We start from the raw sequence: 24,176 nt of genomic DNA, 5'->3' as shown, positions 1-24,176 counted from the left end.
TTCTACGATTTCCTTCAATGTCAATGAATGTTTATGCTGTATAATGTTAAAATTAGTATCATATTTTTGAATTTTTACCTTTTGTGCGCTGCGACAAGAACACAGTCGGCCATAAAGCGCCGTTCATCGTCGCCAGGGAAGACCTGAATGTCCTGATAACCGGCGTCCACGAATACTTTTTCCCAGGCATACGGGTCAATAATCGGAGATTTATCGCGCAGGCTCCGGTCCTCGAACATCCACCAGCCTTCGGCCAGCCCCCAGACCATATCCACCCAGCGCAGGCGTTTGCAGGCCTCAATCAGCAGCATCAGACCATCCGGCACAAGCAGCTGCCGCAAATTGGCCAGCGTTCCGCCGATATCCTTAGTGGCATGGACCACATTCAGCCCGAGCACAACATCAAAGCTGTGCAGTGCCAGGCCCTGCTCTGCAGGATTTTTGCTGATATCAAAAGTCTTAAAGTGAAGAGAAGTGAATTCGGGATTATCCTTCGCCTTGTTAATAAAATATTCGCCGATATCGGTGAAATAGTAGTTCACATTCGGGAGTTCTGCCAGATCCAGCAGCTGCCGGGTCAAGAGTCCGGTTCCGCCGCCGACCTCAAGGATATTGAGCGGCCCGCCGCCTCCGTCCCTGGCGATCAGCATGGAGAGAATATCATGCACCACCCGGGCATAGACCCGTTCCCTGCCATGCTCCACGGTATCCCTGTTGCTCCGCTCCAGGGCGTCCGAGCTGCCCTTAGGGAACAGCACACTGACCGGAGGGATCCGCCCGCTGAGCGCATCCTTATAATTGCCGGTGCAATAATCCAGGAACTGGAGCATCCCCCGGAACTCAGGGAAATCCTGCAGACAGGCCTCATACAGCTCCTGCGGCTGCGGAATCTCCGCTTCGGCCTTGATGAATTTGACGCGGCTGTTCAGCAGCTTCACCACGCCGTCTTCCGCCAGCATGTCGATCATGCAGTCCAGCAGCTTGGTATACCCGGGGAGGATCTTCAGCCGCTTCACCCACTCAGTCCGGTCATGAATCGTACCGGGAGTGGTGTCGAGACCGCACTGCCTGATATAACGGTAGGCATAGCTCATGCACAGCTCATTCAGACGCTCTTCCAGTCCCTCATAGCCTTCGATTCCCCGTATGTCCAGCTCTGATCTGCGCAATTGCTCAGCATCCAGAATTTGCGCGTAGCTGTCCCGGAGGCTGAAGGGTTCAGCCTCCGGCCGGAAGATGAACTCTTCCATCGCCCGGTGCAGCTGCTCATGATGCGTCATGAACAGGAAGTGGGCGGCGTCTTCCATTTCAACGCAGCGGGCTCCCGGAATTGCAACTGCCATTTCTTTGGATTGCCGGGTATTGATGATGGTGTCGTTCTTGCCGTATACAATCAGTACCGGCACTTGAATGCGTCCGATCAGCTGAATGGTGGAGTAGCTTTTGTGATTGCCTGGCAGATAATATTCCATATACTTCGTGAAAATCTGCTTGTTGATGCTCTTCCCGTATTCCATCAGCTCAAGCGAATCCAGCCCGTGTTCGACTGCTTCAAGATCCTTCTTCATCGCTGCGTCCGCATTCATCTGCGGGTTCTCATTGACGATTTCATAGATGGAGCTGACCAGAATCAGACTGGAGACACGCTCCGGGTACTCCACGCTGAACGTTTGCCCGACGAGTCCCCCCCAGGAAATGCCGAGAAAATCCACCGGCCCGCTCACTCCCAGATTGTCCAGCACCTCCGCAATCACCTTGACCCTGTGCTCCAGCGAGTAATTGTCGATATCCTCACTGAGTCCGCAGCCCGGATTATGGATGCTGATGACCCGGCAGCGGCTTGAGAAATAATCGAGCTGATGTAGAATCATCGGCGAGGCCATCCCCACACCGCCGACAATGACCAGCGGCTTGCCCTGACCGGAGACAACCACCTCCATCTTCTGCCCGGCCGAGGTATTCACCAGCAGCTGGATGTATTTGTGCGCGACTCTATCCAGCTCAGCTGTGGACAGCGGAGGATAACCCGTCCCGGGAGCATTGATGGAGGAGTCGGCAAGCTTGCTCCAGAAGTCGAGAAAAAAGGTATCCGCACTGTTGACCAGCCACAGGGAATCCTGCCGGGAAGGGGTGAGTTCCCCTGGCTCAGCGTGGCTTTGAGAAAGCAGGTGACCCGTTGGCTGTACAGCAGGCTCCTCACTGAAGCTGACGTCTGCACCGGAGGTTTGGGTCAGCAGGAACCCGGTTAAGGTGTGGATTGTGCTGTATTCAAAGAAGACATCCAGGGGAAAGCTGAATCCCAGCTTCTCCGTCAGATAGCTGTGAAAGGCCGTGAAGCTGATGGAATCAAACCCAAAGCTTTTCCAGTCGGCATCCGGGTGGATTTTGCCCGCCGGTACCTTAAGTAGCGTGGCTACTCCCTCCACCAGGAGCTTGTTCAATTGCGCGCCCAAATGCTGCCGGTCCACAGGAGCCGCGTTAAGCGGCTCCTTCTGGATTGGCGGCTGCGGCTGATGCTGTGGCTGGCCTGCAGGACGCTGACTGTTCTCCCTGATGATCTTCAATGCTTCCTCCGGAGACATTTGCTGGTTCTCCACCAGCTTTAACAACTGCATTCTCGAATAGGTGCTCATTCCAAGAGATCCCCCACTAACAGATTTAAGTTCTCGGCGCTTATTTCCCCTTTGTGTACCTTGTTCAGCCACAGCAGCAGCTGATCGTCATCCAGAACAACCGGCTCTTCTTCCGTGTGTGCTTCTGCTTCCGGAGCATGAGCCGGGCTTAGGGCAGATTCTGGCGCGCTTATGCGGTCCGGTCCGGGCAGCCAGTATCTTTCCTCATCAAAGGCATACTCGGGAAGCGGCGTCTTGCGCAGCGGCTGCGGGTACATTGCTCTCCAGTCGATGGCAACGCCCTGCACCCATAGCTGGGCAATCTTGTCCAGCTTCTCTCCCAGCAACAGCTCATTCATGAACAAGCGGCTCTCCTCGCCGTCGAACAGCTTGCTGAGCGCCGAGCGCTGGCTGCTCTGTCCTTCATGTATGCCCGCCTGATCCTGCTGCCCGGACAGGTACATTCCCAGCTTCACGTGAAGCATGCTCAGGCTGTCCGCCACAATGGCCAGCCGTTCCGTCATTTCAGCGCGTCCGGTCTGCAGACTGTAAGCCAGCTGCTCCAGGGTGAGGCTGTCCGGCAGAGCAGTTCCTTCCAGGTGCACTCTACTGCGTCCCGCCGCGTAGTAATTGCTGATCCCCTCGGGATCGTGCTGCAACAGGAACATCACCAGGCTGTTCAGCGAAGAGAAGCCGTACACGGCGTCCTTGAATTCGAGAGTGAATTTGTCCTTCAGTAATTCCAGCAGCTGCACGTTCTTGACTGCGTCCAGTCCGTATTCCTCGAGCTCCGCCGCAGGATCAATGTCCTCACCGTCAAGAACCATCACCTGCCTGAACAAGGCAATGACATCGCGCCGCAGGCTTGTTTCCAGACTGTGGGCGTTGTCCTCCGCAGGAAGGGCCGCCTCTCCCGCAAGGCTGCGGGCGACAAAGGCCTGGAGTCTGCGGCTGTTCTCCTTTAGACTGCTTTGACTTTTGGCAGACAGGATAATGATGTGCCGGGAGCGGCTGTTTGCAGGCAGCTCAACCGGCGGATTGCGGTATTCTTCCAGAATAATATGCGCATTGCTTCCGCCTACACCGAAAGCGCTGATGCCCGCCCGGCGCGGAATCTCGCTGCCCCGGCTGCCGGTGAGCGGCTTCCATGGGGCAGTTTGCCCTGCAATGCTAAGACCGCTGCCTTCCAGCTTGATATAGGGATTCAGCTCCTTGAAGTGAATATTGCCCGGAATCTTCCCGTGCTTCATGGACAGCAGCACTTTACTTACACCCGCTATGCCTGCCGCCGATTCCAGGTGGCCGATTGCTGTTTTGACCGAGCCGATTACGCATTGCGGCAGCTCTGAATCCGGCTTGCCCCACTCTTGATACAGAGCCTTGAATGCCTTTTTCAGTCCCTCTACTTCAATCGGATCGCCCAGGCTGGTGCCTGTTCCGTGCGTCTCAATATAAGTGACTGTGGATGGGTCAATGCCTGCCCTCTCATGTGCGCGGATAATGACTTCCGCCTGGGATTTGGCATTCGGAGAAGTAATGGAATTCGACTTCCCGCCGTGATTGACCGCTGTCCCCCTGATCACACCATGAATATAGTCCTTGTCCCTAAGCGCGGCAGACAGCGGCTTAAGCAGCAGCGCTCCTGCCCCTTCGCCTCTCACATACCCGTCGGCGTCCTTGTCGAAGGTCTTGCATTTCCCGTCCTTGCTCAGCATCCCCAGGCTGCTGCCGGCAATGAACAGGTTCGGGCTGGCAATCAGATTGATTCCGCCTGCGACTGCATAGGGGCATCCTTCATGCCGGATCGACTCCACCGCGCGGTGGATGGCTACCAGCGAGCTGGAGCAAGCCGTATCAACCGGTTCGCTGGGTCCGCTCCAGTTGAAGAAATAGGAGATCCGGTTCGTCAGCATCGTGCGGGTCAGTGTGGTGGCAATCTCATCCTTCAGCAGCAGCTCCTGATAATCCCCGTTCGATACCCCGATGAACACCGAGGTCCGGGTTCCCGACAGCTCCTCCGGCTTGTAGCCCGCATTCTCAAGCGTATGCCATACGGTCTGGAGCATATGTCTTTCCTGCGGGTCCATCTTCTCCGCTTCCACCGGCGAAATGCCGAAGAAGAGCGGATCAAAGGTGTCGATGCGCTTAAGGAAAGCACCGTATTTCACATCGGTTCTGCCCGTCTCCCTGCGCGGGTCGCCGTAGCGGTTCTGCCAGCTCCAGCGGTCTTCAGGAATGGTCGTGACCATGTCCTTCTGTGCTTCCAGATTGGACCAGAACTGCTCCAGATTGTCCGCTCCGGGCATCATCCCGCTCATGCCCACGATAGCGATAGGCTCCCTGGTGTCCGGCAGGGCACCGGCGTTCTGCCCTGATCGATCCGCCAGGTCCGGGAACAAGGAGGTATCCGGTTTGCGGTGCAGCAGCCTGAATGCAGTCTCCGGCTGAAGGTATGGGTGCGGCGCTTCAGCTTGCAGAGCCTGAACCGTGAGGCGTTCGCCGCCTCGTTCCGGCGGTGCAAAATGAAGATCAATCACCGTCCGGTATTCACCGTATATCGCTTCCGCAATGGCCGCCGGAGTAGACTGCTCGAAGAACAGCGTTGGTGTAATCTCCACTCCTAAGGCCCGGTTGATAGCATTCGACAGCTCAGTGAACGAGATCGAATCAAAGCCAAGCTCACTGAGATCAGAATCCCGGCTGACCTCGCTCCGGCTGCTCTTGAGAATATCCGCCATGATGCCGATGAGCGCTTCCTCCAGCTGATGGCTTCGTCCGTTATCCCCAGGCGCAGCGGCCGCAGCGGCGAAACTGCCTTCCGGCTGCCGGCTTTGCCGGCTGGACTGGCGAAATTGGCCGGTGAAGGCACGGATGAGCTTCTCCCTGTCTCCCGATACCGCCATCACCTGGTCCTCCCGGAAGGACAGGCTGTCTTCCAGGGCCCGCAGTCCCTGTCCATCAGACAGCGGGTTCATCCCAAACCTGGACCACAACAATTCCCTGGTAGCGCCGTCCACCTGCATGCCGCCATTTTCCCACAGGGACCAGTTCACTGCGGTATCGCTTCTGCCCCGCTTCTCATTCATCAGCGCCACATAATGATCCAAAAAGCTGTTGGCATAGGCATAATCGCTCTGGCCGATATTTCCGACTAAGGCGGTTGAGGAGGAGAATGGCACGAACAGCAGCTCCGGATTTTCCCGCGACAACGCCCGGTACAGATATACCGTTCCGTATACCTTGGGACTGAGCACATCGGCAATATCCGCCATGTTCTTCTTAACCAGCAGCGAATCCTTGATTACTCCGGCGCAATGAATAACTCCATCCAGCTGGTTAAACAAATTTTTAACCTCAGCTACCGTAAGCTCCACCGCTTTCGCATCGGCTAAATCCATCGAAAGATAGACCGCCTCTGCACCCAGCGACTTCAGCCGCTCAAGCTTGGCCGGGTCACCTTCCGGGCTTCTGCCGCACAGCACCAGGCGCGCCTGGTAATTCTCTGCGAGATGCTCGGCAACCCTATAGCCCAGTCCGCCGAGTCCGCCGACAATCATATAGACACCTCGGGCCTTCAGCCTGCGCGTACGGTCCCGGGGCGGCTGTGCAGGGATTAACTGGCGGGTATATCTGCAGCCCGCTTCATATTTCACCTCATGCTCAGGCTGGCTGCCTGAAAACTCCTGTTCCAGCACATGATTCAACCTGCTGTGATCCTTAATATGGATCAGGCTGCCCTGCAATTTGGGACTCTCCAGCACGGCTGAGCGGAAGCAGCCGGACAATGCGCTATAGGCGGCCACCGTTTTCTCATCGCGGTATATGCAGAACAGGCGGACCGGACTTCGGAACCCGAAGGAAGCCAGCCATTTGCACAGATGGAACACAGGATAGACGTCCTGAGCCACACACTCTCTGACCGTCCGGGCACCTGTGCCGCTAAGCAGATAAACAATCTGCAGCTTCGTATCCTCAGCAATGCCGCAGGCTTCGGCCAGTCTCGTATAACTCTCCGGATCGGCTGGATCAATCTGAAACTGATTAACGGCTAGTGACTTGTACACTGAGCCAAAGCTTACCCGTATAGCAGCGTCTGCCAGCGCATCTGATCTCCCCGTCTCCGCATCAGCCGAAGCACCCATGAGCAGCAATTTGGCTCCCGGAGCAGACGGCAGCGCAAGTGGATCTATGGGACTCTCCACCCAGCCAGGGGTCAAATAGACCAGCTCACTTCCGGCGGATTTCGGCTGCGGCACTGCTGCGGAGGCTCCCGCCAGCGGGTTCACCTGAAACGGACGGATGGCAAGCTCTTTCATTCTTGAAACCACTAGTCCTGCTTCTGCTACAAAAGCGATATCGAATTTCAGTCCCTGACCCGGCGAACGCTGAACATAGGCGTAGGCGGGCTGTACTGAAGCATCCAGAATTTCGAGCTGTCCCAGCACAAACGGCACAAACAGCACCTGCCGGTCAATCAGCCCGGTCCGGTAGGCAAAAGCCACCGCAGACTGCAAGCCTCCGTCGGTCAGGGTCGGGTGCAGCTGATAATGATCCAATGTGGTCATAAGACGGTCCGGAACAGCCAGCCTGGAGACGGCTTCGGACGGATTGCAGTACAAAGCCTGAATCCCCGAGAACCGGCTGCCCAGCTCAGCGCCCAGGCTGCCCAGCAGCTCATAATAGGCACGCGCTTCCTGCTCCCCTCCGCTGCTTCTGCCGATTATGGCGTTGATATCCAGGCTCTCCTGCCGGAAGTCCCCGGAAGAACCCAGCTCCAGCTTGCCCTGGGCATGTTCCACCCGCTGCCCGCCTTGCTCGGAGTAAATCCTGAAGTCAATCCCTTGGGGTCCGGGCTGCACAGCGGTTCTGACCAGTAACGCTTCCTTGTCCACAAGCACCGGACTCGACCAGACCACATTGCGGATTCCGGTTACAACGTGCTTAGGATCGGCCAAGGCTCCGGCTGCCCGGACCATCTCCAGATAGACAACGCCTGGCAGAACATGCCCATGATCAGCCAGATAGAACTCGTCGCCCTGAAAGGTCTTCCCGAACTCCTGTTCATACAGCGTCGACAGGTTGCGGTCGATCAGGGCGTGCAAGGCTGGCTCCGAGGCCACAATCTTGACGGAAGCGGGGTCTGCCTTCTTCAGCGGCATCCAATACCGGGTCTGTGCAAATGGATAGCTCGGCAAGGAAACTCTCGCCGGACGCTGATTCCCATACAGCTCGGTCCAGGAAATACTGGCTCCGGCTGTCCAGGCCTTGGCGAGGGTAACGTGATCCGCAGCCGCCAAGGCATGGGCGATAACCGCTTGTGAATAGTCCTCAGCTCCTGTCTCTGGACGGGATTTCTTAACGCTGCCCGTGTACAGTCCGGATGCTTCATATCCGCCGCAATAGGCGGCAAGCCTGTCCCGCAGCTCCTCTGCAGTGGCTGCGACGATAGCCAGCCTTTCCTCCAGCTCTTCGCGTCCCACCTGGAGCGTGTAGGCGATCCCTCGCATATCTGCAGCCTCAGCTAGAGCGCCGCGGAAGAGTGCGGCGTATTCGCGCAGCCGGTCACGGTTCTTGGCCGACAGGAGGAATACCACAGGTTCATCCGCAGTTTGCGCAGGCGCCGCTGACGGCACATACTCCTCGATGACGGCATGGGCGTTCGTGCCGCCGAAGCCGAAGGAGCTGACACCCGCGCAGCGTGGTAAGGACTGGCCAGACGCGTCCACCTTGGCCTCCCAGGTCTTCGTGCGTTCCAGCACGTAGAACGGGGAGCCTTCCAGTTGAATGTAAGGATTCAGCTCCTTGAAATTCAGGTTACCCGGCAGCTTGCCCCTGGAGAGGGATAACAGAACCTTAATCACTCCGGCAATACCGGAAGCCGGCTCCAGATGCCCGATGTTCGTCTTGAGCGCGCCCAGACCGATCTGCGGGCCGGGGGCCGGAGCCTGGCCCCGGCTCTGGTACAGCTCGGAGAAGGCTTTTTTCAGCCCGTTGATTTCCACCGGGTCGCCCAGCTCCGTTCCCGTTCCATGCGTTTCAATATACGATACCGCAGCCGGATCTACGCCCGCTTCGGTGAAGGCCTGCACCACCAGCTCAGCCTGCGCATCCGGATTGGGAGCGGTAAGGGAATGACCCCGGCCGCCGTGATTCTCGGCTGTGCCTTTAATAACGCCGTAAATGTGATCGCCATCCGCCACGGCCTGATCCAGCGGCTTCAGCACTACGACGCCGACGCCTTCTCCTTTGACATAGCCGTTCGCACTGCGGTCAAAGGTTTTGCACTGTCCCTCCGGTGAGAATACCCCCATGACTCCCGCACCTACATAGGTATTGGGATCAAGCATCAGGCTCACCCCGCCTGCCAGCGCAAGGCAGCTCTCGCCATGCTGAATGGATTTCACCGCCCGGTGCAAGGCTACGAGACTGCTGGAGCAGGCGGTATCAATTGATTCACTGGGCCCTTTGAAATTGAACAGGTAAGAGACGCGGTTGCTGAGCAAGGCCGTTGCGTTGCCGATGCTGGACTGGGCCTGAATCTTCTCCATATTCGCGGACAATAACTGCTGGTAATCGGTAAACTGGACGCCGGAGAATACGCCCACCGGCTTCCCGGCAAGTGTAGACATTTTATATCCGCTGTCCTCCACCGCTTTCCAGACCGCCTGAATATATAATCTGTGCTGCGGGTCCATCAGCTCCGCTTCGCGGGGAGACAGCTGGAAGAACTTGGCGTCAAAGGTATCGTGACCGCCGATAAACCCGCCCCAGCGTGAATTTGTGCGGTTCTCAGCCTGCGGGTCGGTGCTGTAATAGGCCTTCCAGTCCCAGCGGTCTGCAGGAATCTCCCGGATCTGATTCTCCTGGTGCTCGAGGAAATTCCACAGCTCCTCCGCCGTGTCTGCGCCCGGCAGCTTGAAGCTCACGCCAATCACCGCCACATCCCGCCGCGCCGTAGCTTCGGGCACGGCCTTTGTGCGGCTGGTCTTGCTGCGGCCGGAGAATTTCTGTGCCAGCGGCAGCAGCGCAGGCGGCTGTGCTTCCCCTGCACCTGCACCTGCTCCATTGGAGCGGGGCAGACCGGCAGGATCTTCCTCCGTAACAGACTCTACTGCCGGAGCGGTCTGTGGCTTCAGCTGGATTGCCTCCTGTGCCGGCAGCGTTGCAATGTGTATCGGCTGTTCCAGTGGGTCCGTCACCGGAGTCATAGCAGTATAATGAGCCTGAACCTCCCGGCTGAATTCCTCCAGCAGGAACGGGGTCAGCTCGCTCAGTGTGGTTTTGGCGAAAAAGACAGCCGGAGACAGTTCAATTTCATACAGCTCGCTTAACCCGTCAGCAAATTCCTTCAGTGAAATCGAATCAAAGCCGAAATCGCCCATGTTCTCCTCCGGGTTCAGCCTGCCGGGCTGTGTCTGCAAAATTTGCGCCGCCAGGTGCAGCACATCGCGCATTACCTGTTCTTCCATGGACTCGGTTGTATTCCCCGTATGCTCCTCCAACTTTGCTATTCCTCCTCTGGCCTGCTCGGCCTCCTTCGGCTTCAGCCTCAGCTGCGTTTCCAGCCTTGTTCGTTCCCCGTATACTACTGCAGCTTGCTGCTCCTGGCCCGCCAGGATGGCTTCAAAAGCGCTGATGCCCAGCGCCTCTGTTAAATACCCCATCCCGGAAGTCTGCAGATAGAGCTGTTCCCCCTGATTGTCCAGGTGCATTCCGCCCGCTTCCCATAGCGGCCAATTCAGGCAGAGGCTTCTGCCCTGCCGTTCACCCTTCTCGGCCTTTTGCTGCCTGTGGCGGCAAAACCGGTCCAAAAACCGGTTCGCCACAGCATAATCACATTGTCCGAAATCCCCAAGCAGGGATGAAGTTGAGGAGAAGGCGGCAAAGAAATCCAGCGGCTCCTGCTGCGTGGCTTCATCCAGAGCGGCAATACCCGCGATTTTCGGCTGAAGAATCTCTGTGAAGGCGGCCGTGCTTTTCTGAAAAATAAGCTGATGGCTCGCTTGTCCCGCCGCATGAATCACACCGTTAATGACTCCGTAATGCTGCTTGGCCAGCCGGACTGCCGAATGTACTTCAGCGGGTTTCGCAATATCGCAGGTCAGATACAGCGCTTCTCCACCGGAGGCACGCAAGGCCGCCAGTTTATCCTCCACTGAGGCTGTAAGCGCACTTCTGCCCAGCAGAACCAGCTTCGCCCGGTAATTCTCCGCGAGATGAGTGCTCAGGATCATGCCCAGCGCACCGGCTCCGCCGGAAATCATATACACGCCGCCTTGCTTCAGAAGCGCAGGCCCGTCTGCCCCCAGGTTAAGCTCGCCGAACTGCTGCTCCAATCGGCAGCCACCCGTATATCTCACTTCATGTGCAAAAGAAAAGCGGGTCAGCAGGCTTTCCTCCCGGATGAGTTCCGCCAGATTCGGTTCTCCATCCTGCAGCCCGATATGGGTGAAGCGAAGTCGCGGATATACCCGCTGCAGCGAGCTGCCGTAGGCTCCCAAAGCTTCGATTGCAGGCTGCTCTCCGCCGCCGCTCCGGGAGATGGACAGCCAGCGGATATTCAGCCGCAGCTTCAGGGCATGAAAGGCCTGGACCCAATGAAAAATAGTGAAAATAGCACCGGTATCCGGCGGTGTCAGTGAATCATCCGGCGGCGCGGTATTCTTCCAGAGCATCGCCATATAGGCGATTTGCAGGTTGTCCCTGGCAGCTTCAGCCAGCACAGCGGTATAATCCTGCTCCACCGCAGGATTGATCGTGTAAGTATGACCGTCTTGTTTGTGGAAGGAGCTTCCCGCCAGCACGGTAATTACAGTGAAATCCCGGCTGAGTTCCCTCGCTGCCGCCTGGCCTTCCCTGTCCTCTGCCTCTATAAACAGCAGCATTGCCTTAGCCTCTTCCTTAGAGGGGATCGCCGGGGCTTGCGGAACGGGGGCGGATTCCGCCCACAGCTCCTGGAAAAAGATTAATTCCTTACGGTCTTCCGGTTTGTCCATGCTCATTGTGCTGACCACCAACCTATGTTTGATATGCTATATTCTGGCGCTTGCCCTGTTCAGACGGTTGCGGGTATTCCCGGCCGTTCTGCGTCTAAGACTGAGGCTCCTGTGAGCTTCAGGGTCAGCTCTTCCATGGTCATCAGAACCCGCGCTTGCGGATCAAGGATAGAGATGTCAACTGCCGTCAGCCCGTCACTCATCGTCCGCCACCGGGCGAGTACCTGAACATCCCGGGTCAGCGGACCGATCACTGTACATCTCAGCAGCTTGCGGTATTCAACCCGGTCAGCCTGTGCAGCCAGCCGCACCAGGCAACCCAGCAGTTCTTCAACAGCCGAATAGTGAAGCAGCGCCCGGTTCTGCGCGGAGTCCAGAGTTTCTTTAAGGCGAACGCTGATTGCCGCCTGATGTGCGCCGGTCCGCAGCTCATGAATAGTCTCAATATGCTGAAAGACGGTGGTATTAGGCTCAGGCCACGCAGCGGGCTCGCCCAGTTCAGCCATACGGATTGGCGTTACTGCGGCTGCAGGTCTGGAAGAGACTGCTGTGACTTTACCCTGGGCACAAATAACATAGTCGCCTTGCTCGTTGTCATAGCCTGTCTCACATTCAATGTGCGCTCCAGCTTCATACAGGGAAGTCATAAGGCTGTCCGCCGCCACAGGCTGCGGCTGCACTCCCCAAATCACATCCTCAATCACATGGCAGGGCGACTCCAGTGACAGCTCTGCGGTGATGCGGAACAGCTCAATAAAGGCTGTATTCGCCAGTCCGCTGTTCCTATCAGACGCCTGAATGACCGTCTCGTACCGCTGCTTGCTGAAGCTGGACAGGTTGCGGTCCACCAGCGGATGCAGCTTGCGTTCTTCCCCGCCCTTTGCGGAAGCCGGCGATTCGGTCCGGGTGATCCAGTAACGCTCCCTTTCAAAAGCATAGGTCGGCAGCGGTATAATCCGCACTTCCTCGCCCGAATGCAGCTTCAGCCACTCAACCTCGGCCCCCTGCACCCATTCAGCTGCCACTTCTGCAGCATCTCCGGCCGTGAGCACTGTCCCTTTCGTCCGCTTGGATACCTTGCCGGAATAGATGTCTTCCAGGTTCTCACCGGCTAGATAGCTGTCCAGCTTCTCCAGTAATTCCGCGATGCTGGTACAGGCAAAAGCCAGGCGGCAGGTCATTTCTTCCCGTCCGGTCTGTAAGGTGTATGCGGCATCCGCAAGCGCGATATCCGGATTGCCTTCCAGGAATGAGCGCAGCTTCACTGCCATTTGCTTCAGGGAATACGGTGTCTTGGCTGACAGCACGATGACCTGAGCATCGCTGCTGTGTCCGTTGCCGGAACCAGGATGTGCCGAAGGCGCACCCGGCTGAACTTCAGCGGTGTATTCCTCAATAAGCACATAGGCATTGGTTCCGCCGGCCCCGAAGGAACTGACACCGGCCCGCCTTACGGCTGAACCGTCCGGTCCGGCCACCGTCCAAGGTGCCCGCTCATGCTGTAAACGGAAATAAGAATTGGCAAAATCAATATTGGCATTGGTCTGCTCCGCATGGATGGAAGGGGCAAGCTGCCGGTGTTTCATCTGCAGAAGCACCTTCGTAATGGAGGCAATGCCTGCTGCCGCTTCCAGGTGGCCGATATTGGATTTGACCGAACCGATGGCACAGGACTGCTTGGGCGGATTCGCTTCAGCAAATACCTGATTGAGCGCATTGATCTCAATAGGATCTCCCAGCTTGGTCCCTGTGCCGTGCGCCTCGATATATGAGAGGCTGCTTGCATCCACTCCCGCCTGCTTCAACGCCTTGGAGATCAGGCTGACCTGGGCATTCGGATTCGGAACGGTATAACCGCTGACCTTACCGCCATGGTTGATTCCGGAAGCCTTAATCACGCCATAGATATGGTCTTTATCCTTAATCGCTTCGCTCAGAGGCTTTAAGAGAACGGCCCCCACCCCTTCGCCGGGGACAAAGCCGTCAGCGGCATCGCCGAAGCTGTGGCATTTCCCCGTCGGAGACAGCATTTTGGTCTGGCACATCAGCACATATTTATAAGGATGCAGATATAAGTTCACTCCGCCCGCCACCGCGAGGCGGCATTCATTGTTCTTCAGGCTCTCGCACGCCGCATGAATGGCCGCAAGTGACGACGAGCAGGCGGTGTCTATCGCCAGACTGGGACCGCTGAAGTTGAACATATAGGAAATCCGGTTGGCGATGGACCATGGCGACACGTTCGGCATGGCCGAAAGATTGCCCCTTTCCCATTCCTCCGGTCCCCACAGCTGGTACGAATAGGTGGTCGCTCCGGCAAAAACGCCGATATTCGCGCCGTGCTCCTCCCCGTCCCGCTGCAGCTTCTTCTTGGTGTAGCCCGCATCCTCCAGAGCCGACCAGACCGTCTCGGCAAATATCCGTTCCTGCGGGTCCATGATCACTGCTTCCCGCGGCGCAATATTAAAGAATGCCGGATCGAACTTGTCCACATCATCGAGGAACCCGCCCCACTTGCTGTACATCTTGCCTTCCTGCACCTTCTCGAAGCTTCCGCCCAGATATCTCTTATAATCCCAGCGGTCTGCGGGAATCTCGCGGATACAGTCTCTTCCGCCAGCGATATTGTCCCAGAATTCGTAAATATCTCCGGCCAGCGGATATTTCCCGCTTAGACCGATAATTGCGATCTCCTCGCCCTTCCCGGTCGCCGCATGGGCCGTCCCCCTTTGCCCGCCTTGTCCCGCGAAGGAGGTCAGTTCTTTCCATACCGGCGGCTGGGCAGCAGAGATTACCGGCTGGCCTGCCAAATCAGCGGTTGAAGAAGAAACAGTCTGCTCCGGGAGCTCCCGGCCTGTCCCGTGAGCGCGGAACAGCTTGTTCAAAGCACCGGTGTAGCGGCTGACCATATGTGCAGCGAGGCTCTTAAGGGTCTGGTATTCAAACAGCAGGGTCTTGGAAATCTCGCCGAGATCCTCTTCCAGCTTGCCGTTGAAATAGCCGACCATCACCGATTCAATGCCGTATTCCTCAAATTCGGCGGTAATATCAATCTCTTCCGGTTGAAGCTTAAGCAGTCCGCTGAACAGCTCCGTCAGGTAGTGCAGCGTCCGGTCCAGCAATTCAGGGTCAGAGAGAATGCTGTCTTCAAGCTCCTCCGGGTGAATCTCCGCTTCCGCCGGATCAACGCGGTTAATCCGCTCCAGCAGCCTGCTTACGCGCTCCGGCTGACCGTATCCGACAATCAGCGGATTGATATTGCCCTGCTGGAGCAAGAATTCAAAAGCTGCGATGCCCTGCTGCACAGGGAGCGGCGTCAGCCCCGTCTGCAGCTCCAGCATCCTCCGCTGTTCCGTGGTCAGCTGCATGCCGTCCGCTTCCCACAGCGGCCAGGCCACCGAGAAGGTGCGCCCGGACCGGGCGCCTGCTTCAGCCAGCCGTTCGCGGTAGACCGCGAATTCATTCATGAAGCTGTTCGCATAGGCGTAATCCGCCTGCCCGGGATTGCCTGTCTCTCCGGTAATGGAGGAGAACAGCAGGATGAAATCCAGCTTCTCCTCCTGTGCAGCCTGATCCAGATTCAGTGTGCTGAGGATCTTGGAGGAGATGACCTGGTCAAAGTCTGCCTGTTCTTTGTTCAGAATAAAAGCATCCCGGTGAATCCCCGCACAGTGCAGAATGCCGTCAATCCGGCCGTATTTCTGCTTCGCATAGCCGACAAGCTCCCGTGCTTCCTGCCCGTCTGCGGCGTCCGAAACGAGGTATTCGGCAGAACCCCCGTGCGCCCGGAGCGCCGCGAGCTTCGCCTCCTTCTCCCGGTCCAGTGGGGAACGGCCGGTCAGGACAAGCTGCGCGTGTGCCGTTTCGGCCAAATAAGCGGCGAACACGCGCCCCAGCCCGCCAAGCCCACCTGTAATGATGTACACACCGTTTGCTCTGACGGTTACCGGTGTGCCGGGCTTTGCTTCACTTCCGGCTTGAACGAGCCGCTTAACGAACCGGCCCGCGCTGCTGTATTGAACCTCTTGCTCCCCAGGGTCCAGCAGCAGCTCTTGTTCCAGAATGGAATGAAGCTCCTCCTGCGGCAGCGAAGCTGCCAGGGAGACGGTCTTGAAGTTGTAGTTCGGGCTTTCCAGGTGCAGCGTCTTGATGAATCCGCCCATTGAAGCATCCAGCAGACTGCCTGCATCCCCTGTCTCCCTGAAGGCATACAGCAGCCGGATGCTGGCCGCAGCCTTACTCTCCATCAGCGCCTGGGTCAGGAACAGCAGCGGGTATACGCTGTGATTCAGCTTGTCCTGTGGCTTCATTGCAGCTGAATCTGCCAAATATATAATCTGCGTCAGGCTTACACGCCGCGCCTGCAGAGATTCCAGCAGCGTATGAATATGCTGCTTGTCGTCAAAGCGCAAGCTGTAGAGATTGTCGCCGAGCTGGGCATATTGCTCCCCGGCGGTGACGAAGATCAGCCTTGCGCCCGCTGCGAAGCTGCGCTTGAAGTGCGGCAGCTCCTGCATATCATCCAGGAACAGCACCACATCACCCGTCAGATTTCCGGCCGTCTCCTGCGGACTCGGGGTCCACGCGGTGGTGTAATACTGGACGGTTTCCCGTTCCTGTACCTCCTGTGCCTGAAGACCGGCAAGCCGAACGCCTTGCATTATCCAGACCACTGCCCCATCTCCGGTTAATACAGCCAGTGTGTATTCATCCCCGGCAATGCGCTCGGCACGAATCACGAATTGCTGCAACGGCTTGTGCTGGAATGACATTTGACGGATGGAATGCAGCACCGCCGGATGCTGCGGCTGCTCCAGCGCAGCGAGAGCCAGCAGAGTGTGGCAGGCTGAATTCACGGCCTCTGCGGAGAGGGAATCCGCTGCCGGAGCTTCTCCCAGATCAATAAAGGCCAGCAAGATGTTCTTGTCTTGCCGCAAGCCGGTGACATGCTTCAGTCCGGACTCAATGCCATAGAGTAAGCGTAGTGCCTGCCGGGCCTGCTTCAGGACCGGCTCCCCTTGTCCTGCTTCCGGAATATCTTTCTTTGCATAGACCGCATCTACGGTCTGGTTGGCCTCTTCAACTGCCTCACATTGAAAGACGACGTGCTCACCGATCCGGATCTCGCCCGCTGCGGTCCCCCTGTCCGGGAAGATGTGAACGTCCAGTGCCGGTGGGAGCTGCTGCCGGTCCATCAGACCCGACCATGCCATATTCTCCAGCAGCAGCCCTTCCTGCTTATAACCGGCCAGCTCCAGTGCTTCCCGCGCAAACGCCAGCAGCCCGAAGCCGTTCATGTATTCTTGTCCCTGCCAGGTGTAGGGCTCATAGCAGCTGCTGATCACCGCAGACCGGGAAGAGAAACGGTAGCCGTCGATGGTAGACAGATTATGCTCGACCAGCTCTCCCATACCGGCAGCCTCCGGGACCAGAGCCGGGACGCGGATTTCCTGCCGCTTCACCTCGCTGACCCAATAACGGTTCCGGGCAAAGGGGTAGGTCGGCAGCGGAACTCTTGTGCAGCTGTCTGCTTCATAGAGCTTCCGCCAGTCCACATCCAGTCCCAGGGACCAGAGCTGGGCTATTTTACCGGTATTGCCGCCGTCCAGCAGCAGGTCTACATAAGAGATTCCCGCCTGACCCGCGTTGAACAGCTCGATATAATCCTTGAAGCCTTTGACATTGCCACGGTATACCTTGCCGCCAGGCAATCGGCCCTGATTGAATTCGTCCAGCAGCGCTTTAAGCTCGGAGACCGAATCGGCAATGATCGCCAGCCTCTCTGCAAAAGACTCCCGTCCCACCTGCAGCGTATAGGCAATGTCCTTAAGACTGGCCGCTTCCGCTTCAGGCAACTCCAGATACTGTGCCAGCTTCAGCGCGTAAGCCTTCAGCCGGTCCTCTGCTCTGGCGGATAAGACAATGATGTGCGGCTCTCCGCTGCCTTTGCTGTCTTGACTGCTGCTCTGCGGGGCCGGGATATATTCTTCCAAAATAATATGCGCGTTGGCTCCGCCTGCCCCAAAGGAGCTGACCCCTGCCCGGCGCGGATATTCCTTCTGACCCCCGCCTTCCGGCAGCGATACACGATCCCACGGACCCGCCTGCCGCTGCACATAAAAAGGCGTTTCCTCAAAATTAATGTGGCCGTTCAGCTCCTCGGAATGAAGCGAGGGAACAAGCACACCGTACTTCATTTGCAGCAGCACCTTGGTGATGGCCGCGATCCCGGCTGCAGATTCGCAGTGTCCGATGTTGGACTTCACTGAGCCGATGGCACAAAACTGCTTGTCGCCTGTCCCCTCCTTGAAGGCCTTGACCAGTCCGCTGACTTCAATCGGATCACCGAGCGAGGTTCCTGTGCCATGGGCTTCAATATAATTGACCGTACGCGGATGAATCCCAGCAGCCTGCAAGGTCTCCTGGATCACCGCACCCTGCATGGACGGATTCGGCACGGTATAGCCTGTGGTTTTGCCGCCATGGTTGATGGAGCTGGCTTTGATTACGGCATAGATATGATCGCCATCCTGTACTGCCCGGTCCACCGTTTTCAGTAGAACAGCGCCAACGCCTTCCCCGGGAACATATCCGTCTCCGCCTTCACCGAAGCTTCTGCACCGCCCATCACTGGCCGCGAACTTCTGCTGGCTTAGGAATATGTATTTATCGGGATGAATGGAGACATTCACGCCCCCTGCGATGGCAAAATCGCTCTCGCCCCGGCGGATGCTGTCACAGGCAAGATGGATCGAAGTGAGCGACGAGGAACACATCGTATCCAGTGCGATACTCGGTCCATTCAGGTTGAGATGATAGGACACCCGGTTGGCAATCGACGCATAGACGGAGGATAAGGCGATTTTATTGCCGTCAATCTCGGCATCCAGGAGCTGATACTGGCCATACATCACACCGGCAAAAACACCGACCTTGCGGCTGCCCAGCGTATCACGTGTATATCCGGCATCCTCAATGGCACTGTAGGCGCACTCCAGGAACAGCCGCTCCTGCGGGTCCATAATCTCCGCTTCCCGGGGCGAAATATTGAAGAACAAAGCGTCAAAGCGGTCTACATCATCAAGGAAGCCGCCCCATTTGCAGTACATTTTTCCGAGCTGGTTCTTATCGGTAGTGTAATATTCGTCAATGCTCCAGCGGTCTGCGGGAATCTCGGTAATGCAGTCCTGCGCCTGCAGCAGGTTATTCCAGAAGGCTTGCAGATCCGGGGACATCGGGAATTTCCCGCTGACGCCAACGATCGCAATATCTTCATTCACCCGGCTGCGGTCCCGCTGCCTGGCAGCTTGCCCCGCGTTTGCGGAAGGCTGAATCCGCTTAGGCGGAATAGGCGTTTTGCCAGGGAGCTGCGGAGTCGCATCCGGGCGAAGGGCCTGCGGCGCAGCAGCCTTTTTGGGGGCCGGAGGTTCAATCAGACCGGCGAGTACCTCCCTGTGCTGCTCAGTGAAATATTCGCTCAATTCCCGCAGCGTCTGGTATTCGAACAACAGCGTTTTGGAAAGCTCGCCGAAGCTGGCCTCCAGCTCCTCGTTGATGCTCATCGCCATAATGGAATCAAAGCCGATCTTCTCGAACGAATCATCCAGGCCCAGCGCATGCGGCGGGATTTTGGTGACTTTGATGAAAATACTCTTCAAATATTGCTCCGCGCCTTGCTTCAGCGCCTCCGTATCTATAGATATAGCGGGTGCTGCTTCAGGCAATAATACAGCTCCGCCACCGGCAACCGCCGTGTCAGCCCTTGGCTTGTCCCCCTGCTGCGGATAATTGATTGCCTCTACCGCTTGCTCTATCCGTGCAGCATCACCATAGAGTACTAAGGCATTCTCCACCATTTGGCGGCTGAGCCTATCGAATGCATCCAGTCCCTCGGCCGTAGGCAGGACCGATATCCCAAGGTTCCTCCGCATAATGTCCAGGCTGTCCGCTGTCGTCATCATCCCGCCCTCCTGCCACAGCGGCCAGTTGACGGAGAGGATGTTTACACCGGCAGCGGCTCTTTTTTCATTGGCAAAATGGTCCATGAAGCTGTTAGCGTAAGCATAATCGCATTGCCCCACATTGCCGGTCACGGCGGAGATGGAGGAGAACAGCAGCATGAACTCCAGCGGCTCTTGCCCAAACGCCTCATACAGGTTCTGTGTACCGGCAACTTTCGCGGCCAGCACCCGTTCAAGCTCTTCCCGCTCCTTATGCAGGATGAAGGAATCGCTGGTCATTCCGGCACAGTGCAGGATGCCATGAAGCCGGGGGAAGCCGGCTTTGACTTCGGAGAGCAGCGCCAGGGTATCGGCTGGACTTGCCACGTCGGCACGGACATACCTCACCTGATTGCCGTTTCTGTGCAGCGCCTGCAGCTTCTCTTCCAGCGAACGGTTCAGCGGCGTTCTTCCGGTTAGAATAAGGCTGGCTGAACAGGTATCCGCCAAATGACGGGCCAGCGTGCAGCCGAGCGCACCCAGCCCGCCTGTGATGAGGTAGACCGGATGAGCTGCGGGACTTTGCTGCCGTACAGGGACGTGATCTGCCGGAGCAGTATACCGTTCAAGAACCGGCACATAACGCCGGGAACCCCGGTAATGGATTTCCCGGTGGCCATTCTGCATGGAGCCCAGCTCCAGCAGCAGCTGCTCCAGCAGTTGCGGGTCAAAAGCTTCGCGACCGAGATCTGTGGATACCGTCTTGTACAGCAGGCCGGGGTTCTCGATCATGACACTTTTCACAAAACCGTCCAGTGCAGCATGCACCGCATGATTCTCCGCTTGTTTATATTGGAACAGGATATTAACCTTTGCGCGTTTTTTGAAGGACAGAAGGGCTTTGGTCAGCGCAAACATTGAATATACGCCGCTCTCCATGGCAGCATCTGCCTCTCCATCGGCCACTTCCTCCTGGGACAGGAGATGAAGAATGCTGCCGGGAAAACGTCCTTGCCGCTCCAGGCCGGACAGCAGCCGTGTATAATCCTCCTGATCCTGCAAAGGAAGCCTGTCCTGACCTGTTTCCGCCCCGGTGCCGGCTTCTTCCGCCGTCACAAACGTAAGTGACTGGAACAAGGAGGCAAACTGGCCGCGCAGCTTGGGCTCAAGCTCCCTATCGGCTGCCAGAACGAGCACATGTCCGAGAGAATCCCCTTTAAGGTCTGTAAGCGGCTGTTCCGCCAAAGTCTTGGTGAAGGTTAGGCGCACTTGCTTATCCGAGCGCTTAAGCGCCGCAATCTGCCGGAGGCCTTCCTCCTTGGAGATGGCTCCGCTGGCGATCCTTTCAATAATTGCTCTCACTTAGATTCCCCCCAGCATTCTCTCAACTTCGTCTACCCCGGCTTCTCCGGCCAGCAGCTTGGTCAGCATCTCATCCAGCAGCGCAGTCCCCGCCAAAGCAGCCGATTCTGCTTCCGCCGCCCTCGTGTTCTGCGCCGAAGACGTCAAATCTCTTCCTGAAAGACAGGAGAAACGCACCGCCGGCAGGCCTGAGCTGTCAAGCAGCAGCAAATCGAACTGCATATCCTGCTCCTTCGCATAAGCGGCAGACGCAACCAGACAATAGCTCACAGGTGTCAACGGTCTGTAGACCTCTACAGTCTGCAAGGCAAACGGGACAAAGGTTCCATTCTGCCGCTGGCCGCTGAGCACCGAATACAATGCTGTCTGCATCGCTCCGTCGGCAAATCCGGGATGCAGGATATATTCCTGAAGCGGCATTTGCGTGTTTACCGGCAGTGTCAGCTTGGACAAGGTGCCGTGATCCCCGGTATATACCTCTTCAATGGTCCGCAGATTCGGGCCGTATTTCATTCCGTGAGCCGAGAACAGCTCATAACAGTCTTCGCGGTAAAGGGTGCGGCTGGCTGTTTGGAGGATGTGCGGAATATCCACAGCATCCACATCCGCGGCTTCGGCTTCACCGTCCGTATAATTCACCGTACAGGTGCAGTGCAGTACTCTTTGACCGTTCCCGTTCAGGGAATAGATGCTGGCTCCGATCCCGTCTTCCTGGGTAACCAGCCCCACAAAGATGTCCTGGACATCCTTGTCCGCCGGCAGCTCCAGCGTTCTGCGCCATTTCACATCGGTAACCGACTCCACCTTCCACTCCCGGCTGGAGAGCGCCCCTGCCCGCCAGGCCATTTCGAGATAGACCACTCCCGGCAGCACCATCCGGCCTTGGACCACATGATCGCGCAGGTAGGCATCGGCTGCGCTTAAGCTTTTTTTGTAGCATTGCTCCTCAAATACCGATTCATTGGAGTCGATGACCGCCGCCAGGGCTGCGGGTTTGCTGCTGTATACTGCTGCAGCGGCTTCCGTCGAGTTATACCAGTAGCGTGTCCGGTCGAACGGATAAGTCGGTAAGGAGATTCTGCCCGGCTTGCTCTGCGCATACAGCAGCTGCCAGTTGAAGCTCACCCCGCTAATCCACAATCTGCAGAGCTGGCTCAGCTTGCCGGACTGCACCAGGGACAGCAGGAAGGCTTCCCCTTCCTCACTTTCCCTGAAAACATCGCGGATCTCGCTGCCGGAGCTGATATTTCCCGCATAGACCTCGGAGACTTTGCGGCTGCCGGCCAGGAAATGGCTCAGCTTCTCCCTCAGCTCCTGCGTACCGGATACCACGATCGCAAGTCTTTCTTCCATGGGCTCCCGGCCAACCTGAAGCGTATAGATCAGCTCTTCCAGGCGGAAATCATAGGCGGCGGAGCGGTTCGTATCTATTGAGCTTTCCACATCTTCCGTTGATTCTGCCGTTCCCGCTCCAAGTCCATGTCTGGCCGCAATGGCTGCTGAACCCAGCTGCTCCAGCAGATGACCGGCAATGCCTTCAATCGTGGCGCTGCCCGTCAGGAGGCCCATAGGCAGCCGGACCGGATAAGCTTCATAAAGAGCGTCCGCAGCAGCCATCAGCTCTTCTTTGGACAGGCCATATTCCTCAATGGCCTCCTGGGCGCTGATGTATGCAGGCAGGAGGGCCGATTGCAGGAAGCAGGCGGTGATGTCGGCGATCACATATTTTTTAAGTGCAGTGCTGCTGATCTCTTCCCGCGCATTTCCCTGCCAAACCGTGTGCAGATCAATGTAATCAAGGACATGCTTGGCATAAGCGTTCAGCCGGTCCTTGTTTTTGGCGGATAAAATAAAGATGTACGGCCCGCAGCCGCGGTCAATGTGCGGTGCGGACAAGACACTTTCAGGCTTCCCCTTGTATTCCTCCAGGATGACATGCACGTTCGTGCCGCCTGCGCCGAATGAGCTTACCGCCGCGTAACGCGGGCATTCCCTGGACACGCCCCCCTCTTCAATAACGGCAGGCTTCCACTCTTCCAGGCGGCGCTGAACATAGAAAGGGGTCTCCGCAAAGTTAATATTCGGATTCAGCACCTCGGAATGGAGCGAGGGTACAAGCTGCTTATGCTTCATTTGCAGCAGCACCTTAATGATGGAGACCACCCCGGCCGCTGATTCCAGATGACCGACATTGCTTTTGACCGAGCCGATCGCGCAGTACTGGTTATCTGCCGTCCGGGTTCTGAAGGCTTTGGTCAAGCCGCTGATCTCTATCGGATCACCGAGCGCGGTTCCCGTTCCATGTGCCTCCATATAGCTGATATGCCGTGGATGGACGCCCGATTTGCGCAGCGCCTCCGCGATAATATTCGACTGCGCATTCGGATTGGGAACGGTGTAGCCGTTCGTCTTGCCGCCATGGTTAATCGAGGTTCCCCGGATCACCCCATAGATGTTGTCTCCGTCCTCCATTGCTTTGGCGAGCGGCTTCAGCAGCAGTGCACCCACCCCTTCGCCGGGCACATACCCGTCTCCGCCGCTGCCGAAGGCGCGGCATTTGCCTTCACTCGAGGCGAACCGCTGATTGCAGAGGAACAGATACTTATCCGGGTGAATGGTGACATTCACTCCCCCCGCGATCGCAATCTCGCTGTCTCCCCGGTAAATGCTCTCACAGGCGAGATGCAGCGCGGTAAGCGACGAGGAACACATCGTATCCAGCGCAATGCTGGGCCCGTTCCAATTAAAGAAATAGGACACCCGGTTGGCGATGGAGGCATACGACGAGCTGAGTGTCAGGGTATTTCCTTTGGCGGTCTCCTCCGCTCCGTACAATTGATAGTGGCCGTACATGACACCGACGAACACACCTGTCTTACTGTTCCACAGGGATTGCCGGGTATAGCCGCCATCCTCAATAGCGCTGTGTGCACTCTCCAGGAAAAGGCGTTCCTGCGGGTCTAGCTGCTCCGCATCCCTTGGCGTCAGCTGAAAAAACAGCGGATCAAAGCAGTTATATTCGTCGATAAAACCGCCCCATTTGCTGTACACTTTGCCTTTCTTGCCTTTCTCCGGATCGTAGAATCGGCTGTGATCCCACCGCTGTGGCGGAATCTCGGAAATGCAGTCCACACCGTTCTTCAGATTATTCCAGAATTCATCCAGATTGCGGGCACCCGGAAAAGCGCCGCTGATGCCAATGATCGCAATCCCCTCGTCCTTTGCCGGATGAGCCTGCTCATCTCCCTGGTCCCGGCTCTTGCCGG

At 57.2% G+C, this 24,176-nt stretch carries 4 protein-coding genes and 1 pseudogene; all 5 read right to left on the bottom strand.

Annotated elements, in window-relative coordinates:
* Positions 1 to 74: 74 nt before the first annotated feature.
* Positions 75 to 2,633, bottom strand: coding sequence for an alpha/beta fold hydrolase (locus QW71_RS00935; protein WP_039291926.1), 2,559 nt, complete (start codon positions 2,631 to 2,633; stop codon positions 75 to 77).
* A complete protein-coding gene (locus QW71_RS00930; RefSeq protein ID WP_039291923.1) occupies positions 2,630 to 11,614 on the bottom strand; it encodes an SDR family NAD(P)-dependent oxidoreductase in 8,985 nt (2,994 codons plus the stop codon). Before QW71_RS00930 ends, QW71_RS00935 begins: the two co-directional genes overlap by 4 nt.
* Positions 11,615 to 11,667: 53 nt before the next feature.
* Positions 11,668 to 20,910, bottom strand: coding sequence for a type I polyketide synthase (locus QW71_RS37640; RefSeq protein ID WP_052769817.1), 9,243 nt, complete (start codon positions 20,908 to 20,910; stop codon positions 11,668 to 11,670).
* A complete protein-coding gene (locus QW71_RS42115) occupies positions 20,911 to 22,632 on the bottom strand; it encodes a polyketide synthase dehydratase domain-containing protein (protein WP_373604752.1) in 1,722 nt (573 codons plus the stop codon).
* Between the two features lie 66 nt (positions 22,633 to 22,698).
* A pseudogene (locus QW71_RS42110) lies at positions 22,699 to 24,174 on the bottom strand (type I polyketide synthase); the annotation flags it as partial.
* Between the last annotated feature and the right edge of the window lie 2 nt (positions 24,175 to 24,176).

The sequence above is a fragment of the Paenibacillus sp. IHB B 3415 genome (assembly GCF_000802655.2).
In the GTDB taxonomy this organism is placed as follows: Bacteria; Bacillota; Bacilli; order Paenibacillales; family Paenibacillaceae; genus Paenibacillus_AQ; species Paenibacillus_AQ phytohabitans.
The sequence above is the reverse complement of the archived record's forward strand: the minus strand, read 5'-3'. Positions and strand labels throughout refer to the sequence as shown.

Coding starts and splice junctions, on each gene's coding strand:
- QW71_RS00930 (WP_039291923.1), bottom strand. CDS start 11,614: ATGAGCATGGACAAACCGGAAGACCGTAAGGAATTAATCTTTTTCCAG.
- QW71_RS00935 (WP_039291926.1), bottom strand. CDS start 2,633: ATGAGCACCTATTCGAGAATGCAGTTGTTAAAGCTGGTGGAGAACCAG.